At 34.0% G+C, this 21,879-nt stretch carries 10 protein-coding genes; all 10 read right to left on the bottom strand.

Translation table 11 applies throughout. The features are described 5' to 3' along the window. Positions 1-161 precede the first annotated feature (161 nt). The 10 genes from nagB to ACFS3A_RS17005 all read right to left on the bottom strand — a co-directional run bounded on the left by nagB (position 162) and on the right by ACFS3A_RS17005 (position 21,851). Positions 162-2,075, bottom strand: coding sequence for a glucosamine-6-phosphate deaminase (gene nagB / locus ACFS3A_RS17050; RefSeq protein ID WP_379826768.1), 1,914 nt, complete (start codon positions 2,073-2,075; stop codon positions 162-164). Positions 2,076-2,416: 341 nt separating this feature from the next. Further along, positions 2,417-4,510 carry an alpha-L-fucosidase gene (locus ACFS3A_RS17045; protein WP_379826767.1) on the bottom strand — a complete coding sequence of 698 codons (2,094 nt, stop codon included), beginning with the start codon at positions 4,508-4,510 and terminating at the stop codon, positions 2,417-2,419. A 403-nt stretch (positions 4,511-4,913) separates the two neighbouring features. Beyond that, the gene (locus tag ACFS3A_RS17040) at positions 4,914-6,320 is read right to left on the bottom strand and encodes a glycine-rich domain-containing protein (RefSeq protein WP_379826766.1); all 1,407 of its coding nucleotides are present in this window, start codon (positions 6,318-6,320) and stop codon (positions 4,914-4,916) included. A gap of 200 nt (positions 6,321-6,520) precedes the next feature. Further along, positions 6,521-9,343, bottom strand: coding sequence for a M16 family metallopeptidase (locus ACFS3A_RS17035; RefSeq protein ID WP_379826765.1), 2,823 nt, complete (start codon positions 9,341-9,343; stop codon positions 6,521-6,523). A 427-nt stretch (positions 9,344-9,770) separates the two neighbouring features. Next, complete coding sequence (locus ACFS3A_RS17030; RefSeq protein ID WP_379826764.1) at positions 9,771-11,840, bottom strand: protein-disulfide reductase DsbD family protein; 2,070 nt, start codon at positions 11,838-11,840, stop codon at positions 9,771-9,773. 239 nt (positions 11,841-12,079) lie between these two features. Then, positions 12,080-13,471 (bottom strand): alpha/beta hydrolase family protein, encoded by a 1,392-nt coding sequence (locus tag ACFS3A_RS17025; protein WP_379826763.1) that lies wholly within the window; start codon positions 13,469-13,471, stop codon positions 12,080-12,082. An 18-nt stretch (positions 13,472-13,489) separates the two neighbouring features. Then, a complete protein-coding gene (locus ACFS3A_RS17020) occupies positions 13,490-15,484 on the bottom strand; it encodes a TlpA family protein disulfide reductase (protein WP_379826762.1) in 1,995 nt (664 codons plus the stop codon). A gap of 66 nt (positions 15,485-15,550) precedes the next feature. Further along, a complete protein-coding gene (locus tag ACFS3A_RS17015) occupies positions 15,551-16,948 on the bottom strand; it encodes a RagB/SusD family nutrient uptake outer membrane protein (RefSeq protein ID WP_379826761.1) in 1,398 nt (465 codons plus the stop codon). A gap of 10 nt (positions 16,949-16,958) precedes the next feature. Further along, complete coding sequence (locus ACFS3A_RS17010) at positions 16,959-20,549, bottom strand: SusC/RagA family TonB-linked outer membrane protein (RefSeq protein WP_379826760.1); 3,591 nt, start codon at positions 20,547-20,549, stop codon at positions 16,959-16,961. Between the two features lie 99 nt (positions 20,550-20,648). Beyond that, positions 20,649-21,851 (bottom strand): FecR family protein, encoded by a 1,203-nt coding sequence (locus tag ACFS3A_RS17005; protein WP_379826759.1) that lies wholly within the window; start codon positions 21,849-21,851, stop codon positions 20,649-20,651. Positions 21,852-21,879 lie beyond the last annotated feature (28 nt).

Below are 21,879 nucleotides of genomic sequence, written 5' to 3'. Positions count from 1 at the left end.
AAAATCTTAGCGCGCTTTGCGGTTAAAAGAAAACTTCGCGGTTAAAAAAACATATAAAAACGAAAATGCGGCCAACCACGACCGCATTTTCTCTCAATTATAGGTAACTAACCAAAATAAACCATGAAATAGTCTATTATCTTTATTGCTGGAAAAACCACTTAGAAGATATAACGTTTAAACGCTTCGATAGCCGAATAATCTGCTAATCCTAAGTTGTGATATTTTTCTGCAGTCAATCTGTTTCTGTCTTCAACTCGCACCCAAAACTCCCTGCTGTCATCACCTTGGAACATTACACCGTCTTTTTGAGACTGGTGATAAAAAATTGCATGTCGTTTCTTTAAAACCTGATCAGGACTCATTGGTACTGCCATGTCAATTTGGTACGATTCCCATTCATGCCAAGCGCCTCTGTAAAGCCAAACCCAACAATCGTTCATAAAGCTTTTTTGTTTTAATCTTTTCAAAGCTTCAAACAAACTATCCAAACACACTTTATGAGTTCCGTGCGGATCTGCTAAATCTCCGGCGGCATAAATTTGATGCGGTTTTATTCTTTCAATAATATCGCACATAATGTCAACATCTGCATCTGAAAGATTATTCTTTTTGACCGTTCCTGTTTCATAAAACGGAAGATCCAAAAAGTGTACATTAGAATCTGGCAAACCTAAATAACGTGTTGCGCCAAAGGATTCGCTTCTTCTAATCAATCCTTTTAATTTTCTAACTTCTAATGAGTCAATCTCATTCCCTGTTCTGTTATGAAGAAAATCGATTATTTTATCAGACATTTTAGAATCAGGATTCAATGCTTTTGAAATCTCTGCAAATTTCAAAGCTTCTTCATTTGAAACTGCAATATTTCCAGATGTTTGATACGCCACATGAACTTCGTGTCCCTGCTCGATCAAACGATCAAAAGTTCCTCCCATCGAAATCACATCATCATCCGGATGCGGACTGAAAATAATAACTCTTTTCTTTTCCGGTGTAGAACGTTCTGGTCTGTACGTATCATCAGCATTTGGTTTTCCTCCCGGCCAACCTGTAATGGTTTGCTGCATCTTGTTAAACATCTTAATATTTAAATCGTATGCAGTTCCTTCTTCCGTCAAAAGACTTGACATTCCGTTGTCGTTATAATCTTTATCCGTAAGTTTCAAAAACGGCTTTTTAGTCAACTCACTTAACCAGGCCACCGCTTTTAATTTTAATTCATCTGTCCAAAGGCAAGACTTAACCAGCCAAGGCGTTTTAACTCTTGTTAATTCAGACGAGGCTTCCGTATCCAGAACAAATGTTGTGTTGTGATGCTCTTGTAAATACGTCGCCGGTACTTGCGAAGAAATTTCTCCTTCGATTGTCTTTTTTATAATTCCCGCTTTACTGATTCCCCAGCCCAGTAAAACAATTCTTTTTGCATTTCTAACAGTTCCAATTCCCATTGTAATGGCTTTTCTTGGAACATTGTCAATTCCTAAAAAAGTGGAAGCTGCATCAACTCTCGTTACATGATCTAAAGTAATGCTTCTTGTTCCTGAATTCACGTGAGAACCAGGTTCATTAAACCCGATATGCCCCGTTCTTCCGATTCCTAAAAGCTGAAAATCCAACCCTCCATAAGAGATAATTTTCATTTCATAATCAATACAATATTGTTGTAATTCCTCGGCACTTACCAGTCCATCCGGAATATTGATATTTTCTGAAGGAATGTTTACATGATTGAATAAATGCTCATGCATAAAGTGATAATAACTCTGCATATCATTTTTATCCATCGGATAATATTCGTCCAAATTAAAAGTCACGACATTAGCAAAACTAAGTCCTTCCTCTTTGTGCATTCTAACCAGTTCTTCGTAAACTTTGATAGGAGAAGATCCTGTAGCCAAACCTAAAACGCAAGGTTCGTTCAGCTCATTTTTCCTCTGAATTAAATTAGCGATTTCACGAGCGACCAATACAGAAGCTTCTTGCGACGATTCGAAAATAACATTGTGAATTTTCTCAAAACGAGTTTCTTCAAATTTCCCTGCTTCTCTAAAACCTATATCTTCTTTAATCATATCTCTCGCTGATTTAATTAACGCAAGATAAAAGTAGAATTATATTATCCGTTATTATCAAAAATTCGACTAATAACGGCTAACGTTCGTCAGAAAACAAAATAAGGCAGTCTTAAAAACACCTTTTTTTTAAAAGCTTCGGAGAAGCTCAATATCTATAGAAAACAATCAACGATTACAACATAAAAGCTCCAGCGGAGCGACATATTTTACTACAATCTTATTATATGTCGCTCCACTGGAGCTTTTTTCATTTGTTTTATGGCAATTCTATAAACATTTCACCCCTCTGGGGTTATAATGGATAAAATAATTTTTATAAATATTACAATATCTGCCTTTTATTCAACGACTCCAATTTCGGCAATCGAAACAGTTTGCGCTTTTCCTACAGCACCTGTAGCGACAAATTTCAAAAACCTTGCTTTAACCGGAGTAAAACTCTTAATTTGTTCAATTGGGTTGTGTTTAATATTGGAGAATTCTCCTTCTGATTGTTTGTCCCAGTAAAAATTGTCAACACTTGTATACAATTCATAATTTGAAATCAAATTTAAATTGTTACCAACCTGTTGCGGCGTATAAGTAAAACCTTTAATACTGACCAATTGTCCCATATCTATAACAACAGTTTGCGGCAGTTTGTTTTCATCATTTCCAAAAGCCCAATCGGTATTAGCGTCGCCGTCAATAATTCTTTCTGCCGATTTATCATCTCCGCTTGAAACCGAAATTACTTTCCATTTCTCTTTAGAAACTCCATATTTTGCCGACTTTACACCACTATTGATTTTCTCTTTACTATTTCTTGAAATAGCTTTAATTTCTACTTCTTTATTATAAGTAAATGGGGCTTTATATAAAATACTTTTTTCCGAAGGTGTTTTTCCATCTAAAGTATAATAAACCGCATTTCCTTCTTCCGATTTTATCGTAACCAAACCATTTTTATCTCTGCTAATCTGTGGTTCTTTTACAAAAGTCGGTGCATTATAAGCTTCGATTGTACTGATTACAAATCCCGCTTTTGCATCTAAAACATTAACTCTAAGCGCTGTTGCAGTTACACGCTCTAAACGCAGGATTCTTTTGTAACCAATTGTTGTTTCATTGGCAATTGTTTTCCATTGTCCGTCAATTTTGGCTTCGATAGAAAATGCTTTAACACGCTGTCCTAATTTAATATATTCCTGAAGCAAAACTCTGTTGATTGCCGTTGTTTTTTTAAACGTAAATTCAACTGTAGCTTGTTTTACTTTATCGTCTGTTGCCCAATAGGTATTTTTATTTCCGTCGATTACATTTTGAGGGCCAAAATTAGTATCGTTTGCACGAATGTTCGAAGCCTGAACCTGAGCTTCTGCTAAAAGTTCTTTTTTGAAATCGGCTTTAATTGTCGCAACGAGTTCTTTTAATCTCGCTTCGTCATTTTCATGAACCAAACCTCTTCTGTCAACAGGAAGATTTAATAATAATGTCGCATTTCTTCCAATTGATTCGTAATAAATATCGACCATTTCGTCAAGCGAACGCACTTTATCATCTTCAACTGAATGATAAAACCATCCTGGTCTAATCGAAACGTCTGCTTCTCCCGGAACCCATTTTTCTCCGTCTTCGTGTCCGGACATAAATTCGCTGTAATGTACTTTTCCCGCCAATTCATCTTTCTGGCGTAATAAAGACCAATTGGTTTTTCCAGCGCGTCCTTCTTCATTTCCAATCCATCTTGCTTCAGATGGACCAACTCCCCAAACCAAAGTTTTTGGTGCGATACTGTAAATTAACTTATACGTCTCGTCCCAATTATAATAGGTAAGCGTATTGATTTTTCTAGTTTCGTTTGCGCCTCCATAATAGCCATCGCCACCATTTGCACCGTCAAACCACATTTCGAAAACATCGCCGTAGTTGGTCAATAATTCTTTTAACTGATTTCTGAAATACGTAATATATTCCGGTTTACCATATTGCGGATGATTTCTGTCCCAAGGCGAAAGGTATAATCCTAATTTTAAGTCGTATTCTTTACAGGCTGCCGCCAATTCTTTTACCAAATCTCCTTTTCCGTTTTCCCAAGGCGAATTTTTAACTGAGCGTTCTGTATATGCCGAAGGCCAAAGACAAAAACCATCGTGATGTTTGGCTACGAGAATAATTCCCTTCATTCCGGCTTCTTTTACCACTCTCGCCCACTGACGAACATCTAATTGCGACGGATTAAAAAGTTCCGGAGATTCGTCTCCAAAACCCCATTCTTTATTAGTAAATGTATTTAATGAAAAGTGCACAAAAGCATAGAATTCCATTTCCTGCCAGTCGATTTGTTTTTGCGTTGGAAGCGGTCCAAAAGGCTTTGGCGCATTGGCAAATTCCTGTCCAAAACTGCTAAAAATTACACCAAAAAGACATAAAGAAAGGTAAATGTTTTTCATTGCTGATCTGCTTTAAAAGAGTCTATAAAACATAAATGTACTATAAATTGCTATTTGATGGTACAGAATTTCGACCAACAGCAGGTTTAAAAGCATTTATGCTTTTTAAATGTTCTGTAGAAACATCTTATCGGTCGAAAATGATTATTCCATTTATTTACGTTCTGTAGGAACGTTGGATATGTTGTATTATTAAAAAATGGCAAAAACACAAACATTCCTACGGAACGTGAAATACCGGTAACGTTATAATTTTTTCTACCAACGAAACATTCCTACGGAATGATAACTGATGTAAAAAAAAGCTGTTTCTAAAAACAGCTCGCAATAGGTTTTTCTAGTTAGCTGCGTACGCTTACTAATTCAAAATACTTCTAAAAAAATTAATATAAAATGTACTTTATTAATCACCGCCTCCACAGCCACCGCAAGAACTTCCACAAGAGCTTCCGCAAGAACTAGAGGAACTTGAACACGAAGAGCCACAGGATGAGAATGAATTTGAACTACCTGAATCCGTACTGAAAAAATTACTTGAACTAGAATTAGTACTATTCGCTATTGGAATAAAAAAACTGGAGAGTACTACACTTCCATACAAAAAATAATTCCACTCCCAATTCTTATGGACTTCATTATTATTTCTGATTTCTTTTTTTAATGCAGTTGAAATGACTTTAGAAAACATAAAAGTTGTGAGTCTATTGATATAGCCAATCGAAATTAAAACTAAAGGAACAATGGCAAACAATAAGAATGTTATAGGTTTGCCTCTCCAAATTCCCGTAATAAATCGGCTGAAAATAATACTCAGTACTATTCCTAAAACAACCATTACAGAAGTGGCAATAAATGCAAATTCTTTTGATGTAATAACTCTGTTTCTTATTCTATAAGTTGCTTTTTGCAATTGATCAAAAATAGGTTTCTGTTTTACAGTGTGACATAAATCTTTATAGGAAACGGATTCAGAATCTCTCATAAATTCAATTACACAGTTTTCATATTTATTATCTCCTAAACTTTTATCAAGTAATTCTAACCTGTTGTCTGTTCTAATTCTAATTTTTTTATTTTGAATCAAATTATTGACAACGCCATGAATCACTTTTTCTAATTTACCTTCTTTAAAGAAAACCAGCTCCAAAGCAGACAGATTTTGAACAATTGGATTGGATTTAATTTTATCATATAAAGAAAGAAAACTTCTTCTTATATAAAATTCCAGCAACAGAATAACAGCAAAAAACAATATAAAATAACCAATTAAAAAATCTGGATTCTTAATTTTTATTAGAACAGGAAAAATCAGCAGACAAACTGGAATTGAAGCAATTATCGTGTATTTTAAAAAGTTTTTTCGAAGTGTCGCAACATTAAATCTGCTATTTTCAAGTTCTAAAGAATCTAGTTCATTAGTATAATGCCAAACTTCCAAAGGTTGTTTTCCAAAGTTGATTTCATACAACTCTTTAGTACGTTCTTTCGCTTTATTAAACATTTCAAACTCAGACCGATTATGGGTCGACGGAATGTGTTCTATTCTTTTACCCAAAAGGTTACAAAAATCGGTATAGGAATTGGTAAAAATTAAATGCTGATGCCACACAATATCAACTATTTCTGAAGGCGAAACCATTTCACTCTGAGTTGCGGCCAAAAACATGAACTTTTTATATTCTAATAAAGCAACTTGAGTAAAATATAATGTCCAATGATTTTCGAGCGCTAATCTCGTAGAAAATCCGTACTGCTCTGTGGCTTTATCAAAGTCAAAACCCTGAACTTTTTCCCAAAGAATTTTATCCATAAAGAAACTTTAATCGTTGAATTCAGATCAAATATAACAGGTAATTTTTGTCTGACAAATTAAGTTGAAAAAATACTCGTTGCATTTTAAACAAAAAAAGAGCTGTTCCTAAAAACAGCCCTCTGTAGGTTTTTCAAGTTAGTTGTATATGCTTACTAATTCAAAATACTTCTTAAAAATAAATGAAAAACCAATGTTTGTTAATATTTTGGCGCGGCAACTTGTGTCTTAGATTTCATGATCACTTCAACTGTACTTGGTTTTGCAAAAAACTCTTTCGCGAAAGCTTTTAAATCTGCTGCAGTTATTTCGTTTAACGTTTTTTTGTAGATAACGTCGTCTTTGAACGTTTCATTGTTCAAGATTATATTATTTAAACTATTCAACCAAAATCCATTATTTAATACTTTTTCAGCTCTGCCTTTTAAAAGAGTATTTTTAATCGATTGAATGTCTTCTTCTTTAGCTTCTTTTTGCTGCATTAAAGCGATTTGTTCGTAAACAATTTTAGTCAGTTTTTCTTCTTTTTCAGGATCGCTGTCAAAATTAATGGTCATTGAATATTCATCTGAAGGTAAACGGCTAACGGAATTCGATACATGGACACCATAGCTTCCGCCCTCTTCTTCACGAATTAAATCCAAATACTTTTTAGACAATAATTCAGATAAAATATGCATTGTAAATACATTTTTATAGTTATATGGAAACTGTTTTACAAATCGAATGTAAACACTTGCTTTTGGAACATTCATGTCACGAACCAATAACTGCTTAGCAATTCCAGGCGCTGGATCTAAATGATTGTCTACAAAATTTTCTTTTTTGTTTGCATCTGATTTTATACTTCCAATATATTTTTCCAATAATGCTATGGCATTTTCAGGAAGATTTCCAGTAAATACAAAAGTAAAATCGGCTGCGTTCTGGATTCTTTGTTTATACAATTCTGATGCTTTTTCAAAACTCAATTGTTTCAAGAAATCGTCATTAAACAAAGGCACTCTTTTGTTGTGATTGTAATTTAACTGGGAAATTGTATCCTGAAAAACTTTCGGATTGGTATTTGCCGCGTTTTCTAATGAATTACTAAAACCAGTCAACATTCTTGTATACGAATCTTTGTCAAATCTTGGCTGCTCAAAATACAGATACACCAATTGCAATAAAGTCTCAAAATCTTTCTGGTTGCTTGAACCTTGAAAACCTTCTGTCAATTCTGTGATATAAGGTTTGACATTAGCGATTTTCCCGTTTAATTTGTCTTTCAAATCGGTACTTTTAAAAGCGCCTAAACCAGAACTTTCTACCAAACTTACTGCAATCTGTGATGAAGGAATATCTTCGGTTTTAATCAATGAACTTCCTCCAAAACTAAAAGCAGAAAATAAAACCTCATCTTTTGCTAAAGTCGTTGGATATAAAACAATCTTAGCTCCGTTTCCTAAAACATAAGTTTTTGCGTCTTTAATTCCTTCAATTGGAGTTTCTTTTACCACTTTAGAACCGTTTAGTTCTGCAGCGATTAAAGGCTGATCCGTATCGGTTTCTTTGTATTTTTCAACAGACATTTTCTTAACTTCTGCCATTATTTTCAGATAATTTTCTTTTGAAGGATAAACTACATCGCTTTTATCTGGTCCCGTAACAAGCATTACCACATTATCATTAGTCTGCAATTTTTTAACCACCTGATTTATCTCTGAAAGTGTGATAGAAGCTAATCTTGTTTTTACATCTTCGTACTGTGTTTCGATACTTTCAAATGGAGCCGCTTTTAAGAAATAATTGACCAATTCTTCTGACAATGCATCGCTTTCAAACTTGTCTTTATTTTTTAATAAGTTATCGTACGAACTTAAAACAGCTTCTTTATTACGATCTAATTCTTTTTGAGTGAATCCGTAACGAACAGCTTTTTCGGTTTCAATCATCATTTCTTTGAAACCCTCCAAGGTTTTATTATTTTTTGGAGTTACATACAAATAGTAAGCATTTGTAAGTCTTGAAACCTCTGAAGTTCCCGTTCCTATTCCTAAAACTGCTGTTTCATTATTTTGAATGAATTCCTGATAACGCCTGTTCATCATATCAGTACACAAATTAGTGACTAATTCCCTTCTGATGGTTTCGCTGTTTTTAACTTTATCAAAATCCTTTTTAAAATATAAAACAATGTTGGTTTCCTGAGCTTCTTTATCCTTTGCCAAAACATAATTGATTCCTTTATTTTTAGGAACGGAAACATAATAACGTTCAGCCGCATTTTTTGGCATTTCTATTGAAGAAAAAGTTTCAATAATTTTCTTTTCAATTGTTGCAGGATCAATATCTCCAACTACAATAACAGCTTGTAAATCCGGACGGTACCATTTTTTATAATAATCCCTTAAAACCTGATAGTCAAATGTATTGATTAGATTTAAATCGCCAATTACATCACGTTTTGCATACTTTGAATCCTTATACAATATTTTATCCGTTTCTAGACGAAGTCTGAATTCTGAGTTTCTTCTTGTACGCCATTCTTCACGAATTACGCCACGTTCAGCATCTATTTCTGAATCTTTTAAAGAAAGAAATCCAGACCAATCGTGCAATGCTAAAAGACAGGAATCAATTAGTTTTGAATCATTCGCAGGAACATTACTTAAATTATAAACGGTTTGATCTTGTGCCGTGTAAGCATTGATATCTTTACCAAAACTAACTCCTTTTTTCTCCAGCATATCGATAATGCCTTTTCCTTCAAAGTTTTTTGTTCCGTTAAAAGCCATGTGTTCCAGGAAATGCGCCAATCCGTTTTGATCGTCGTTTTCTAAAATTGCGCCGACATTTTGAGCGAAATAAAAACAGACGCGATCTTTTGGAAATTCATTATGTAGGACATAATATTTCATTCCGTTTTTTAATTTTCCCGAAACTACATTTTTATCCAACGGAATTGTAGTCGAAAATTGAGCAACGCTTTTAAATCCGATTAAAAGGACAAAAAGCCAATATTTTGATTGAAAGATTTTCATTGTTTTAGATTTTGTTGTTGGGTTTAATTTTTTAAACACATAGAATCATAGGACTTGGATTGCCTATAAAAGGCATTTCATTTGTTTAAATAAACATAGTTCAATATCCTGAAACTTTGTCAAAGTTGTCCGCAACGTTTACACAAAGCTATGTGTTGAGAAACGAGTTTCTCTTTTATTCTCTTTTATTCTCTTTTATTAAGAAAGAAAAATCTATGTTTCTATGTGTTTAAAAAACTAATTTGGATTTTGATTGAAAGATTTTCACTTTTTGCTATTTTTCTTTGCGATTGATTTAGACGCAGATGAAGCAGATTCGCTTCCGCGAAAACGCGGATTTACGCTGATTTTTAAGTTTTAACGTTTATAGAAAAATCCGTTTTATCAGCGTCTTTACGAAGTAAATCCGTTTCATCCGTGTCCTAAATTATTTTTTAAAGTTCCGGACTCCTTCCTGAAGCCATTCATAATACCCATTTATATCTGGATTATAAGCCGATGGTTTATTCAAATCATTTTCCTGATGATCCATTAAAACGTAATACGGCTGGGCATTGGTTTTGTATTTTAAAATCTGAAGTTCACTCCATTTTTGTCCTGTGTATTTTAAGACTTTACCTGTAATTTTAGAGACAACCTGTTCTTCTTTTGGAAGTGGTCTTTTATCGTCAACATATAAGGAAATCAGAACCACATCATTATTTAAAACATTCAAAACCTTTGGATCCGGCCAAACGCGTTCTTCCATTTTACGGCAGTTTACGCACGCATAACCCGTAAAATCTATCATTATGGGTTTGTTTACTTTTTTCGCGTAAGCCAAACCTTCCTCATAATCGTGGAAAGTCGGAATTCCGTTTGGACCGCTTTCTGCACCTTCTGGCAACGAGGTTTTCTCAGCATTTTGAGTTGTAACATTTCCGAAGCCATTTGGCGATTCGCTGTATTGTTTTGCCGGCGGAAATCCGCTGATGTATTGCAACGGAGCACCCCAAAGTCCAGGAATCATATAAACCACAAATGACAAAACGATAATTCCTAAACTCAATCTTCCAACAGAAATATGACTTACAGGCGTATCATGCGACAATTGGATTTTTCCAAATAAATAAAAAGCTAATACCGTGAAAATGGCAATCCAAATGGCCAGGAATACTTCTCTTTCTAATAAATGCAATTGTAAAACTAAATCGGCGTTGCTTAAGAATTTAAAGGCTAAAGCCAATTCTAAAAAGCCCAAAACCACTTTAACGGAATTCAACCATCCACCCGATTTTGGAAGTGAATTCATCCAGCCTGGAAAAGCCGCAAACAATGCAAACGGCAATGCAATCGCTAATGAAAAACCTAACATTCCGACAATCGGAGCAATTCCTGCCTGACTCGCTGCCTGAACCAGTAAAGTACCGACAATTGGCCCTGTACAAGAAAACGAAACAACAGCCAGTGCCAATGCCATAAAGAAAATACCAAAAACTCCGCCCATATCCGATTTCTGATCGATTTTAGTCAGCCATGAACTTGGCAATACAATTTCGAAAGCGCCTAAAAATGATAAGGCAAAAACCAATAAAAGCAAGAAGAAAACAATATTAAAAACAACGTTTGTTGCCAGAGCATTTAACGCATCTGCTCCAAAAATTGCTGTTACCAAACTTCCTAAAATCACATAAATTACGATAATAAAAATACCATACATGATGGCATTTCTAATTCCTGCTGCTTTGGTTTTACTTTGTTTGGTAAAGAAACTAACCGTCATTGGAATCATCGGGAATACACAAGGCGTAAACAATGCCGCAAGACCTCCTAAAAAACTGAAGAAAAATAATGTCCATAAGCTTTCTTCAGGGGCTGTTTTTCCTGTCGAAGTCTTTGCTGCATTATTTATAGTCTCAGGAGTGTCTTTGCCAGCAATGCTAACAGAATTTGTTGTGTTGTTTGTGGTATCCTGTTTAGTAATTGATTCGTCTTTTGGAGACAAATCTGTATTTTTTTCTTCTGTTACTACGCTTGCTGTTTCCTCGTTTTTAACTGGTGTGTCGGATTTTTTGAATGTAAATTTCACTTCTTTTTCAGAAGGCGGCAGACAGCTGTTATCATTGCAGACCATAAAAAATATAGTTGCATCGATAGTAAAAGCATCGCTTGTTTTTCTTTCGATATTCTGTGTAAAAACTGCTTTATCTGCAAAGTATTTAATTCGCATATTAAAAACAGGATCGTCTACTTCATGTCCTGCAGGCTCGACTACAGAACCTATTGTCTTATAGTTTTTAGACTTTGGAAAAGTAAAACTTGTCGGAGCCGGTCCTCCAGAAGGAACATTCTGAGAATAAATATGCCAGCCTTTATCAATTTTAGCAATTATACTCAAAGTATATTTATTTTCTCCTATTTCTTTTACCGAAGTAGTAAACGAAACCGGATCGTAAATTTGGGCAGTAAGATTGCTTATCGCAAAGAATATCGCGATAAAAAGGAATAATTTTTTCATGATGTTAGAGAAATATACTTATGGTATTTTTTTTATCTAAATGTTGTTTTAAACACATAGAATCATAGGATTTGGATTGTCTGTAAAAGCCATTTCATTTTTGTCATCCTGACGAAGGAAGGATCACATTAGATAATCCGTTCCTAATTGTCGCCAATCTTTGGCGAGTTTCGTGTGTGATCCTTCCTTCGTCAGGATGACAAACAATACTTAATAATGGTATGTATTTATTAAATAAATCATTTCTTATAACGAGTCAAAATCCATTTTGAAATATCTTCTAAAACTTCTTCAGCAAAAACTTCATCGAGTTCTGAAACTTCTTTCTGAGTACAAGTTTTACAATGCTGATACATGTGATTTAAACCGGGATAAATTTTGGTTGTCAAATCTTTTGTTCCCAGATATTTTTTGAAAGATTCGATATTCTCTACAGCGGGAACCTGAATATCTTTATCTCCATTTGCTATAAATACAGGAACTGTAATTTTTGGCAGAAAGTTTTCTGGTTTGTAATGAATTGTGTAACGATACCATTTTCTGTCGGCATCTTTTCCATAACGGTATAAGAAAGTCTGGTCGCGTCCATCCCACATTTGTACTTCTTTTAAAGTTGTGGTGTCTTGTTGCTGCATCCATTCTTTTAACGTCACTTCCATTGCTGGTTTTGCAGATTCATCGTCTTTAGTATCGTAAACCACTTTAAACATGATGTTGTACATTTCCATCTGTTTCGCAATTACTTTATCCGAAAAATTATAACTTTTTAAGATTGCTGTATTTTGAAGATTCAGCATTTCTAATCCGCTTACGCCAACTCCTGAAAGACTGATCATGAATTTTACATCTTTATTTCTCGAACTCACAATTGAGGCAATCATGCCACCTTCGCTATGCCCAATTACTCCAATAAAAGAGGGATCTATATTTTTATCACTCTTTAAATAAGCAATTTCTTCCTCAATATCATTAGCAAAATCTCCAGTTGTGGCGTTTTCAAAATCACCGGTTGTTTTACCAAATCCGCGGTCGTCTACACGTAAAGAGGCAATTCCGCTTCTGGCGAGATAATCTGCTAAAACCGTAAAAGATTCTCTTCCCATAAAAGTGTAATTTCGATCGTGCTGTCCCGTTCCTGAAATTAAAATGGCTAAAGGATATTTCTTTTTGTTTTTGGGAATTGTTAATGTTCCTCCATAAGTGAGTTTGGTGTTTTTTCCTAAGAAAGTCATATCAATAACCTGATAAGGATATGGTTTCTGTGGATGTTGTGCAAAAAACAAAGGTGTTACTTCAGTCTGTTTCTTTAAAACTACTACAGCATTTGGAATTGAATAATGATTAAAAACTCCTTCAACTGCAGTTTTATCGGCATTGTATTTTCCTTTAAAAGAGAAATTATATATTTCATTTTTAAAAGAAATACTATCCTTATTTTTAAGAACACCAACCTTAATCGATTCGTACTGCTGTTCCGGGATACTCAACAAAAGAGAGTCTTTTGCGTTATCAAATTCTCCTTTAACCACAATTCGGTACGAATGGTACTGTCCCTGCCAGATGGTTTGTGAAAAACCAATCTGACAGCACAATACTGCTATACTGAGATATAAAAAATTAACAATTTTCATTTTATAATCTTAACTAAATTATTTTTTCTCAGCTTTTAAATAGTCAACGATAATCGAAATTTCATCAGACAATTCGCTTGGACTTCCAAAATATCCATTAGACATCCATCTTAAATTTCCATTTTGGTCGATGATCATTTTTTCAGGAATTCCAGAAAAATGAAATGCTTTTGAATACTTGTCGTAAACCGCATCAAATTTTCCTGTTTTTGGATTTTTGCTATCGTAAAGAATTGTAAAATCAAATCCTTTTTCTTTGATGAAAGCCTGAGTCTGTGCTTTAAAATCTTTGATGTATTCCATTGTATCAACAAAATAGAATTTCACATTATCATCGGCCTTGTATTTATTTACCGCCATATTCATTCCCGGCATTGCATTTTTACAAGGTCCACACCACATAGCCCAGAAATCCAGCACCACGATTTTACCTTTTTGGTCAGCTAATTTTACTTTTCCGCCTCGGCTGCTTTCCATTTCAAATCCGCCAATTGGAAGATTGATTAGTTCTGAAATTAATTTCTTTTTGTGCTCTTCGTTGTTATCTGCTTTTAAAGAATGAAAATAAGCGTCGAAATCAGCTTCTTTTTTGCCTTCTTTTACAAACACCTCTTTTAAGGCAGCAATTGTTGCAGGAGAAATTTTATTGACTTTTGCAGCAGCAACCATATACGCTTTTGCTTCAGCAGTTTTTCCTTCTCTTACTAGCATTCTAGCATAAACTTCATTATAAGTTGCATCATCAAACTTCATTATAGGTTTGATTTTTTCTAAATATTTCTTAGATAAATCATACTGCTTGAAAACTTCCAATAGTTTAGCATAGGTAAAATATTCTCTTGCCGCATTTTGCAGTGATTGTAGCTTCCATTCATTAGGAGATAGTTTTCCAGCGTATTGTTTTGGTATAAAAGCTTCTCTGCTTTCTAATTCAGGAATAATAATATCTGCATACTTTTTAAGCGTTTCCAAAGATGTTTTTTCAATTCCGTCCTGATCTCTGTCAAAAGGAATGGAAACCAAATGCCATGCATAATCTACTAATATGAAGTACGTAGCATTTTTAACACTGTTTATTGCAAAACTATAATCTTTGTTTTTTACGATATAATTGTAAACAATACTTTTTACCATTTTATCATAGAAAAGATTTTCAGTATCAGTTAAAACATCTTCAAACTTACTTTGTGGGAAGTTTTTTTCAAAGGCATTGTATAAGGCAACTTTTTTATTAAAATCTGCTTCGTTGAATATTTTTTTAATTTCTAAGTCACGAGCCAAAACACCATTTGGGTATTTAGTCAACAAAACTTTTTGAACAGAATCTGTGAAAGCTTTATTAGCTGGCTGTTCCAAAAGTTCTAATGCTTTTTGCATTTTATATTGATGCTCATTGTCTAAATTATCAGCCAAAATAAAACGCAATTCGCTTTTGATACGTTTCGTAGGGTCGCCCGGTTTTACATTTTTCATCAATCTTAACCCCTCGTAAAAAATGTCTTTTCGGCTTTCTGGATGATATTGCATTTCGTAATTGATCCACATTAAACTAATAGTGTCATTAATACTAGAAATTGGATCAAGTGCATTTGGATGCTGATCTGCAAATGATTCGTTTCTCAATAATCCCCAACCAGAATAACTGCTTTTAGTTGGCGGAATCATCCACGAATAGGTTTCTTGTCCTCCTCTATCAGTTAAAGTATCAGAAACAAAAACACAATTAATAAGTGCCGCATCATTTGCTAATTTTACTTTAGTCTGCCATTTTTTATCAGCAGTTTGTTTTAAAGTGATGTCACTCACTTTCCATTTAAAACTTCCATGTGTATATAATCTTCCAGATACTTCTTTAGCATCTTTTAAAACTGTCTCAGCAGGATCATAAGTTATGGTAATTTCATCTCCAGAATTTGGTGCTTCTGGCGAAACAGCGAATCTCTTTGCTTCTTTTTGGGCCAATAAAGATGTAGTGACACCGAAAAAAAACAGTATCAGTTTGATATTTTTCATTTTGTTTGTTTTTTGAAATTTAGTGCACTCAAAAAAACTTGAGTGCACTTTTTATGATTAATGTAATTATGGATTCTTTTGTAAGTTTGGTGCGTAATCATAATAAATTGGAGCGTACGGCATTTGGTAACGATCGCTGTTTGGTGCTAGTGTAAATGTTTGTCCAGCAAAAGTATGCGTGATCGTTCTGGCAAATTCAGGTTCTTTGTTTAATCGTTTCAAATCAAACCATCTAAAATTGCCATGTCCCATTAACTCCCTTCTTCTTTCTGCCAATACTTTAATTAAAGCATCTTTACTGTCTGTTGCAGTCATGGCAACATATTGTGTCGCTCTAAATCTCTTTTGTCTTAATTTATTGATTTCAGCCATTGCTAAATCGCCAGACCCTGCTCTTGCAAGACATTCTGCTTTTATAAGCATCATTTCTGGTACTGTTGGGCCTCCGTTTCGGCTTTCTCCTGTCAAGCCTTCTTTAGCATAAGTTCTTCCTATTGTATAATCAGAACTAAAAGTACTGGTTGGTTGTGTAAACAATACATAACGTAAATCATTAGTGTCAAATGAATTTATTAATTCATTACTTAATGATAAAATTTGCGGTGCATATGTTAACGAAGAATATCCGTTCCACTTTGATAAAATTAATTCTCTATCCAGTCTTCTGGTTGGAAAAGCGCTAAACTCGTAATCTTCCAGATTGTTTAATGTACTTTGAATTGCTAATGACTTTTCTGCATTTTCTAAAGCCAAAGGATAATTACGCATATACAGATACGTTCTTGCTAAAAGTGCATAAGCCGACGCTCTCGAAGGAAACGCAACATTGTTCCCCGAATTAATTGGTTTTAACCCTGAATTTACAGCATCGTTTAAATCACTTAAAATAATATCATATGCATTCTGAACAGTACTTCTTCTGATGTTGTCTGAAACTGTTGGAGTTGTAAAAAGTACGATTCCAAGATCTGTTGCAGAAGTTGTGGCATCATAAGCTTTTCCAAAAGCATTTACCAAAGTTAAAAAGATAAAAGCGCGATGTACTTGTGCTTCACCTTTAATGGCTAGTTTTTGAGCTTCTGTTCCTTCCTTACTTTGCATTACTTCATTGATCACGATATTAGCATTGTACAAAGCACTATACATGCTATTCATATTATAATCTAATTCACCATCAAAATAAATTTGATCTGCCCACTTGTATTGATTCACAAAAGGACGATTGTAATCTGAAGCACTTAATGCAGTCGTCTGAGCTTCATTTTGAAAACTTATATCATCTGATGCTACATCTAAAGCTCCATAATTTATGTCAAATGCATATGTATTATTTAATAGATATCTGTAGTTTTCAGTTTCTTCGGGTATTAATCTACCCTCGGTTTTGATATCAACGTAATTATCACAGCTCAAAACAACTGCTCCTAAAGCTATTATCGTGATGTATTTTAAATATTTTTTCATCTTTAAAAAATTAAAAATTAACATTAAAACCAATTGAATACATGGCCATTGCCGGCAATTTCATGTTAGTTCCCGTGTAAGGTAAAAAGTCAGGATCTAAACCGTCTTTGTTTTTTCTCCAGAAGAAACCAAGATTTCTAGCTGTAAAAGTTACCGAAGCACCTGTTATAGAACCTCTGTTGATTAAATCATTTAAATCGTATTTTAGCGAAAGCTCTCTAAAACGAATATGGTCTCCTTCCATAATACGGTTATCTGAAGACAAATACCTCACAAGACTAGTACCAGATGAACCCACAATTCCCGGAACTGATGTAGTAGCCTCATCACCTGGATTTCTCCATCTTAGGTCAATATCCGTATTCAAATCGTATCTGCTAAATCTTCCTGATCTGTCTACATAACCTCCATAAGTTGGTTTAAACATTACGTAATCAAATTTGTAAGTTGCCAAAATGTATAATGACAATTTTTTATACGTGAAGGTGTGACTAAAACTTCCATAATATGAAGGAATATTTGTTCCCATATATTTCAAATCCTCAATGTCTTTTAGAGAAGTAAAAGAGTTGACAATATTACCAGACTTATCGTATACCTGGGTTCTACCGGTTGCATCTAACCCTGCTGATCTAAAAGCAAATATACTGTTCAATGGATAGCCTTCAACTGGTGGTGTTGTCCCTGATCCGTTCAAATACTGACTGTAATTTTGAAAACGGGAATCGGTTACTTCTGTAGTATTATAAGTAACCACAAGACCTGAATTCCAAGAAAAATCTTTTGCTTTAAGAATAGTTGCGTTCAAACTTAAATCAACTCCATTTCCAGATAATGTCGCTGCATTTTGTGTTAACGAGTTATTTTGAACTCCGTAAAATGGAGAAATTGGAAATTCTACGATCAAATCTTTACTATTCTTTTTATAATATTCTACAGTACCGCTCAATCTATTGTTCAAGATAGAGAAATCTACTCCTAAGTTTAAGATTGCCGTTTTTTCCCAACGTAAATTAGGATTTGCCGGCTTACTTATTGAAGCATAAGGTAACTGTGAAAAACTGTCTAAATTATTTAAAGTTATATTTGTAAAAGGAAAGACCTCTAAATTGATATTTCCATTATAACCATAACTGGCTCTTAAACTTAAACTGTTAAATAAGTTACTGTCTTTTAGAAAAGATTCTTCTTTAATATTCCATTTTGCTCCTGTTGACCATAGCGGCGTTCTTCTTAGTTTTTTATCTACTCCAAAATTGTTGTAGTCATCTAAACGCGCACTTCCTGTAAGTGTATATTTATTTTTATAAGTATACCCTGCGTTGGCATAATACGATAAAAATCTTCTTCGAACATCTTTATGATCGTTACCATACCCTAGCGTATAGTTATATCCGTTTACATCAACATAATTTAGCGATGGAAGATCGACAGAAGTTTGCGTTTTTGGATTATATCCAAACAATGTTCTACTATCTCTACTTTCTCTAGTTTCTCTGGCTTCAATACCTGCCATTGCGTTAATCAAATGATCCTGGCCAATAATACCATCGTAATTTAATTGCCCTCTCATCGTGTAACTGCTCGTTCCAAATTCGTTATTTTGATAAATCCCTCCTAATGGAATTGCATTTACTAAATCGCCATTACTGTTTATAGAAGTTGCTGAGTTAATTCTATCACGTGCAAAATAGGTCTTTTCGTTGTACATATTATCATTTGATGTACGAGCATTTTCTATAGAGTATGTACCTACTGCATCTAAACCTTTTAACAAAGGAGCTGTAGCCGAAATGGTAGCACCAACATTTAGTTCGTTTGAAGACTGATCCAAATTATTTAATTCATCAATATAATTGTAAGTCCATGGTAAATATCCAGCTTGCTCCAATGCAATAGTTTGTGCGCTGTAATAACGATGATAATAATTTACTGAATTTCCGTCGTCCCCAACAATTTGATTGTAAGGCAATAACGTATTGGAATCAATCCCTAATGGTCTAAGTCCTAAAGCATTGTCATTATATTTAAAAATCGAACCTCTCAAGCTTGTATTCATTTTTAAATAATTAAAAAGCTTAAAATCCTGATTTGATAACAAAGTAAAACGTTCTCCACTATTTCCTTTTGACTGAGTTTCTTCTTTAGAATAAGATCCCGACATGAAATAAGAATAATCATTTTGTGCACCACTAAACGATAAATTATAATTTTGAGTAGATGAAGCCTGTAGTAAATATTGTTCTGCCTGTCCATAAGTATTACGATTACGCAATACATCCAGACCAGCATTTCTCTGAGCTTCAGAGATAGTACCTCGTTTGTATTGAAACATCAAATCCATTCCCTGACTAATAGGAGGAGCTAGCATATACGTTATACTTGCCGGATCTGTAACCAAATTTTTGTCTACAAATTCTTGCTCTAAATTTAAAACCTGAGCAGAATTCATCAATGGAAGTTTTGATAAAGAAGGCTTATTAGAAAAACCATAATTTTGTGAAAAATTAATTCTAGTTTGCCCTTGTTTACCTTTTTTAGTATCAATTACCATTACTCCGTTTGCCGCTCTTGCTCCATAAATAGAAGCTGAAGCCGCATCTTTTAAGAAAGTGATTTTCTCAATATCATTCGGATTTATAGTTCTAATATCCAACTCAGTAGGCGTACCGTCAAGTACAATTAACGGCATTGCATTAGACCCGGCATTTTCAAAAGTAGATGTTCCTCTAATGGAGGCTTTATAGCTTCCATTTCCCTGAACTGATCCATACGTATTTTTATAAACAAAAGTGTTGTCAGATTCCTCAATATTTAATTGCAAACCAGCAACCTGACCTTCTAATCTGTGAAGTACATTATTTACTGGAACTTTTTCTAAATCTTTGGCTGTAATTGCAACATAAGATCCTGTAGATCGCTCTCTATCAATTTTTTGGTATCCTGTAGAAACGATCTTTACTTCATCAAGCTTACTAACATCTTCCAATAAAACTGGATTGATAATCAAGCTATCCGCAACAGTAATCTCTGTTTTTTTGTATCCTAAATACTCAAAAACAAGAACATCGCCTTTTTTAGCCATGATTTCATAAGAACCATCAAAGTTGGTAATAGCACCATCTTTTGTACCTTTTATCCAGACAGTTGCTCCAATTAAAAATTCTTTTTTTGAATTGGTAACAACTCCTTTAATCTTTATTTTTTCTTCTAATACAGAAGTTTGGTTTGTTTTTACTTTTGGATTTAATGCAATAACAATCAATTTGTTATTCACAAATTCTGCTTTATAATCGTTACCAATTAATTCTTTGATAACAGCCATGACATCGGCTTTATTTGCAGAAATATTTACTCTTCTCTGTGCATCAAAAACATCATCGCTGTAGAAAAATTCAACATTGGTTTTGCGTGTGATAGTCTTTAAAACGGCAGATACAGATTGATTTCTTGCATTTATAGTTACTTTTTGCGCATAGGCAAAAGCGACTATATTAAAAAGAAATATCGATAATATTAGGGATTTCTTCATAAGGTCAAGAAATTTATCCCAAAGCGCGGATTTTACCCCACAATCTTTTGCGGATAGTTTTTTTTTCATACTTTTAAATGTTTTGGTTGGTTAATGGATTTCGAACTCTTTTTTTCGACTGAACAAATACTTGCCGGGAAATGCTGCAACATTTTCCGGTTTTCTTTTTTACTTACTTACGGTTACTTCATACGTCTGGTTTACTTTGGTTATTTTATATTTAACATTGGATGATTTACTTATGATGTCCAGAAAATGATCTACCGGTTCGTCTTTTAAAACAATTCCCGTAAACTTAATCTGCTCTAATGCCTTTTGTTCGAACTTCACATTAAAGTTGTACCATCTTGCCATTTTGGTCAAAATGTTTTTTAGGTTTTCATTTTCAAAATAAAACTTACCGTCTTTCCACGCGGTATACGCCAGAGGATCGACTTCTACAACTCTCAAAGCTTCGTTTTTAACACGTGCCTGTTGTCCTGGTCTCAAAACAACTTCTTCTGTTTGTTTCGATTTACTGATTTCTGAAACTTTTACTTTTCCTTCTGCAAGCGTCGTTTCAAAGTTTTTATCTTCATCATAAGCGCTTACATTAAAATGCGTTCCTAAAACCGTAACATTTCCAGATTTGGTTTTTACTGTAAATGGACTATGCGGATCTTTACTTACTTCAAAGTAAGCTTCTCCTTCAAGGGTTACCGTTCTTTTGTTTCCGCTAAATTCTACAGGATATTTTAAAGAGGATTTGGAGTTCAACCAAACTTTTGTTCCGTCTGAAAGACTTACAGCATAAATACCTCCCACAGGAACAATCAACGTATTGTCTCCAGTCGACGTAACTCCTTTTAGATCTTTGGCATCATAAACCAAAACTTTGTTTACATTGGAAATAACGCCATTTTTAGAAACGATTTTCTCTTTTTTTGGTTCTAAAGAAACCACAGTACCATCAGCCAAAACTAAAGTAGGATTGTTGTATTTTGGTTCAATACTTTTTACCACCACTTTCTGATTCTTTGCGCCTTCTTCATTATTCATATAAAAGAAAACAGAAGTGATTCCCGCAAGAAACACCAAAATAGCGGCATATTGCCATAATCTTTTATAATTGAAAAGAGAAATTACAGGAGCATCTTCAAAACCTAACTTTTCTTTAATTCTCTCGAATGCCGCATCAGTATCGATAGCTTTATAAAATCTTTCTTTTGACTTTAAAGTTTCTAAATCAATAACTTTCTGATAATATTCCAGATTTTCGGGTACAGAAAGCCACTCTTGCAAAAAAGCCTTTTCTTCAATCGATAATTCTCCCGTAAGCAGTTCTTTTCTTATGAGAGTAGCGATTATGATTTCTTTCTTTCCTTGGGACATATTTTTTGATATTAAGTGTCGGTTATTA

The sequence above is a fragment of the Flavobacterium notoginsengisoli genome (assembly GCF_042686225.1).
GTDB lineage: Bacteria > Bacteroidota > Bacteroidia > Flavobacteriales > Flavobacteriaceae > Flavobacterium > Flavobacterium notoginsengisoli.
The sequence above is the reverse complement of the archived record's forward strand: the minus strand, read 5'-3'. Positions and strand labels throughout refer to the sequence as shown.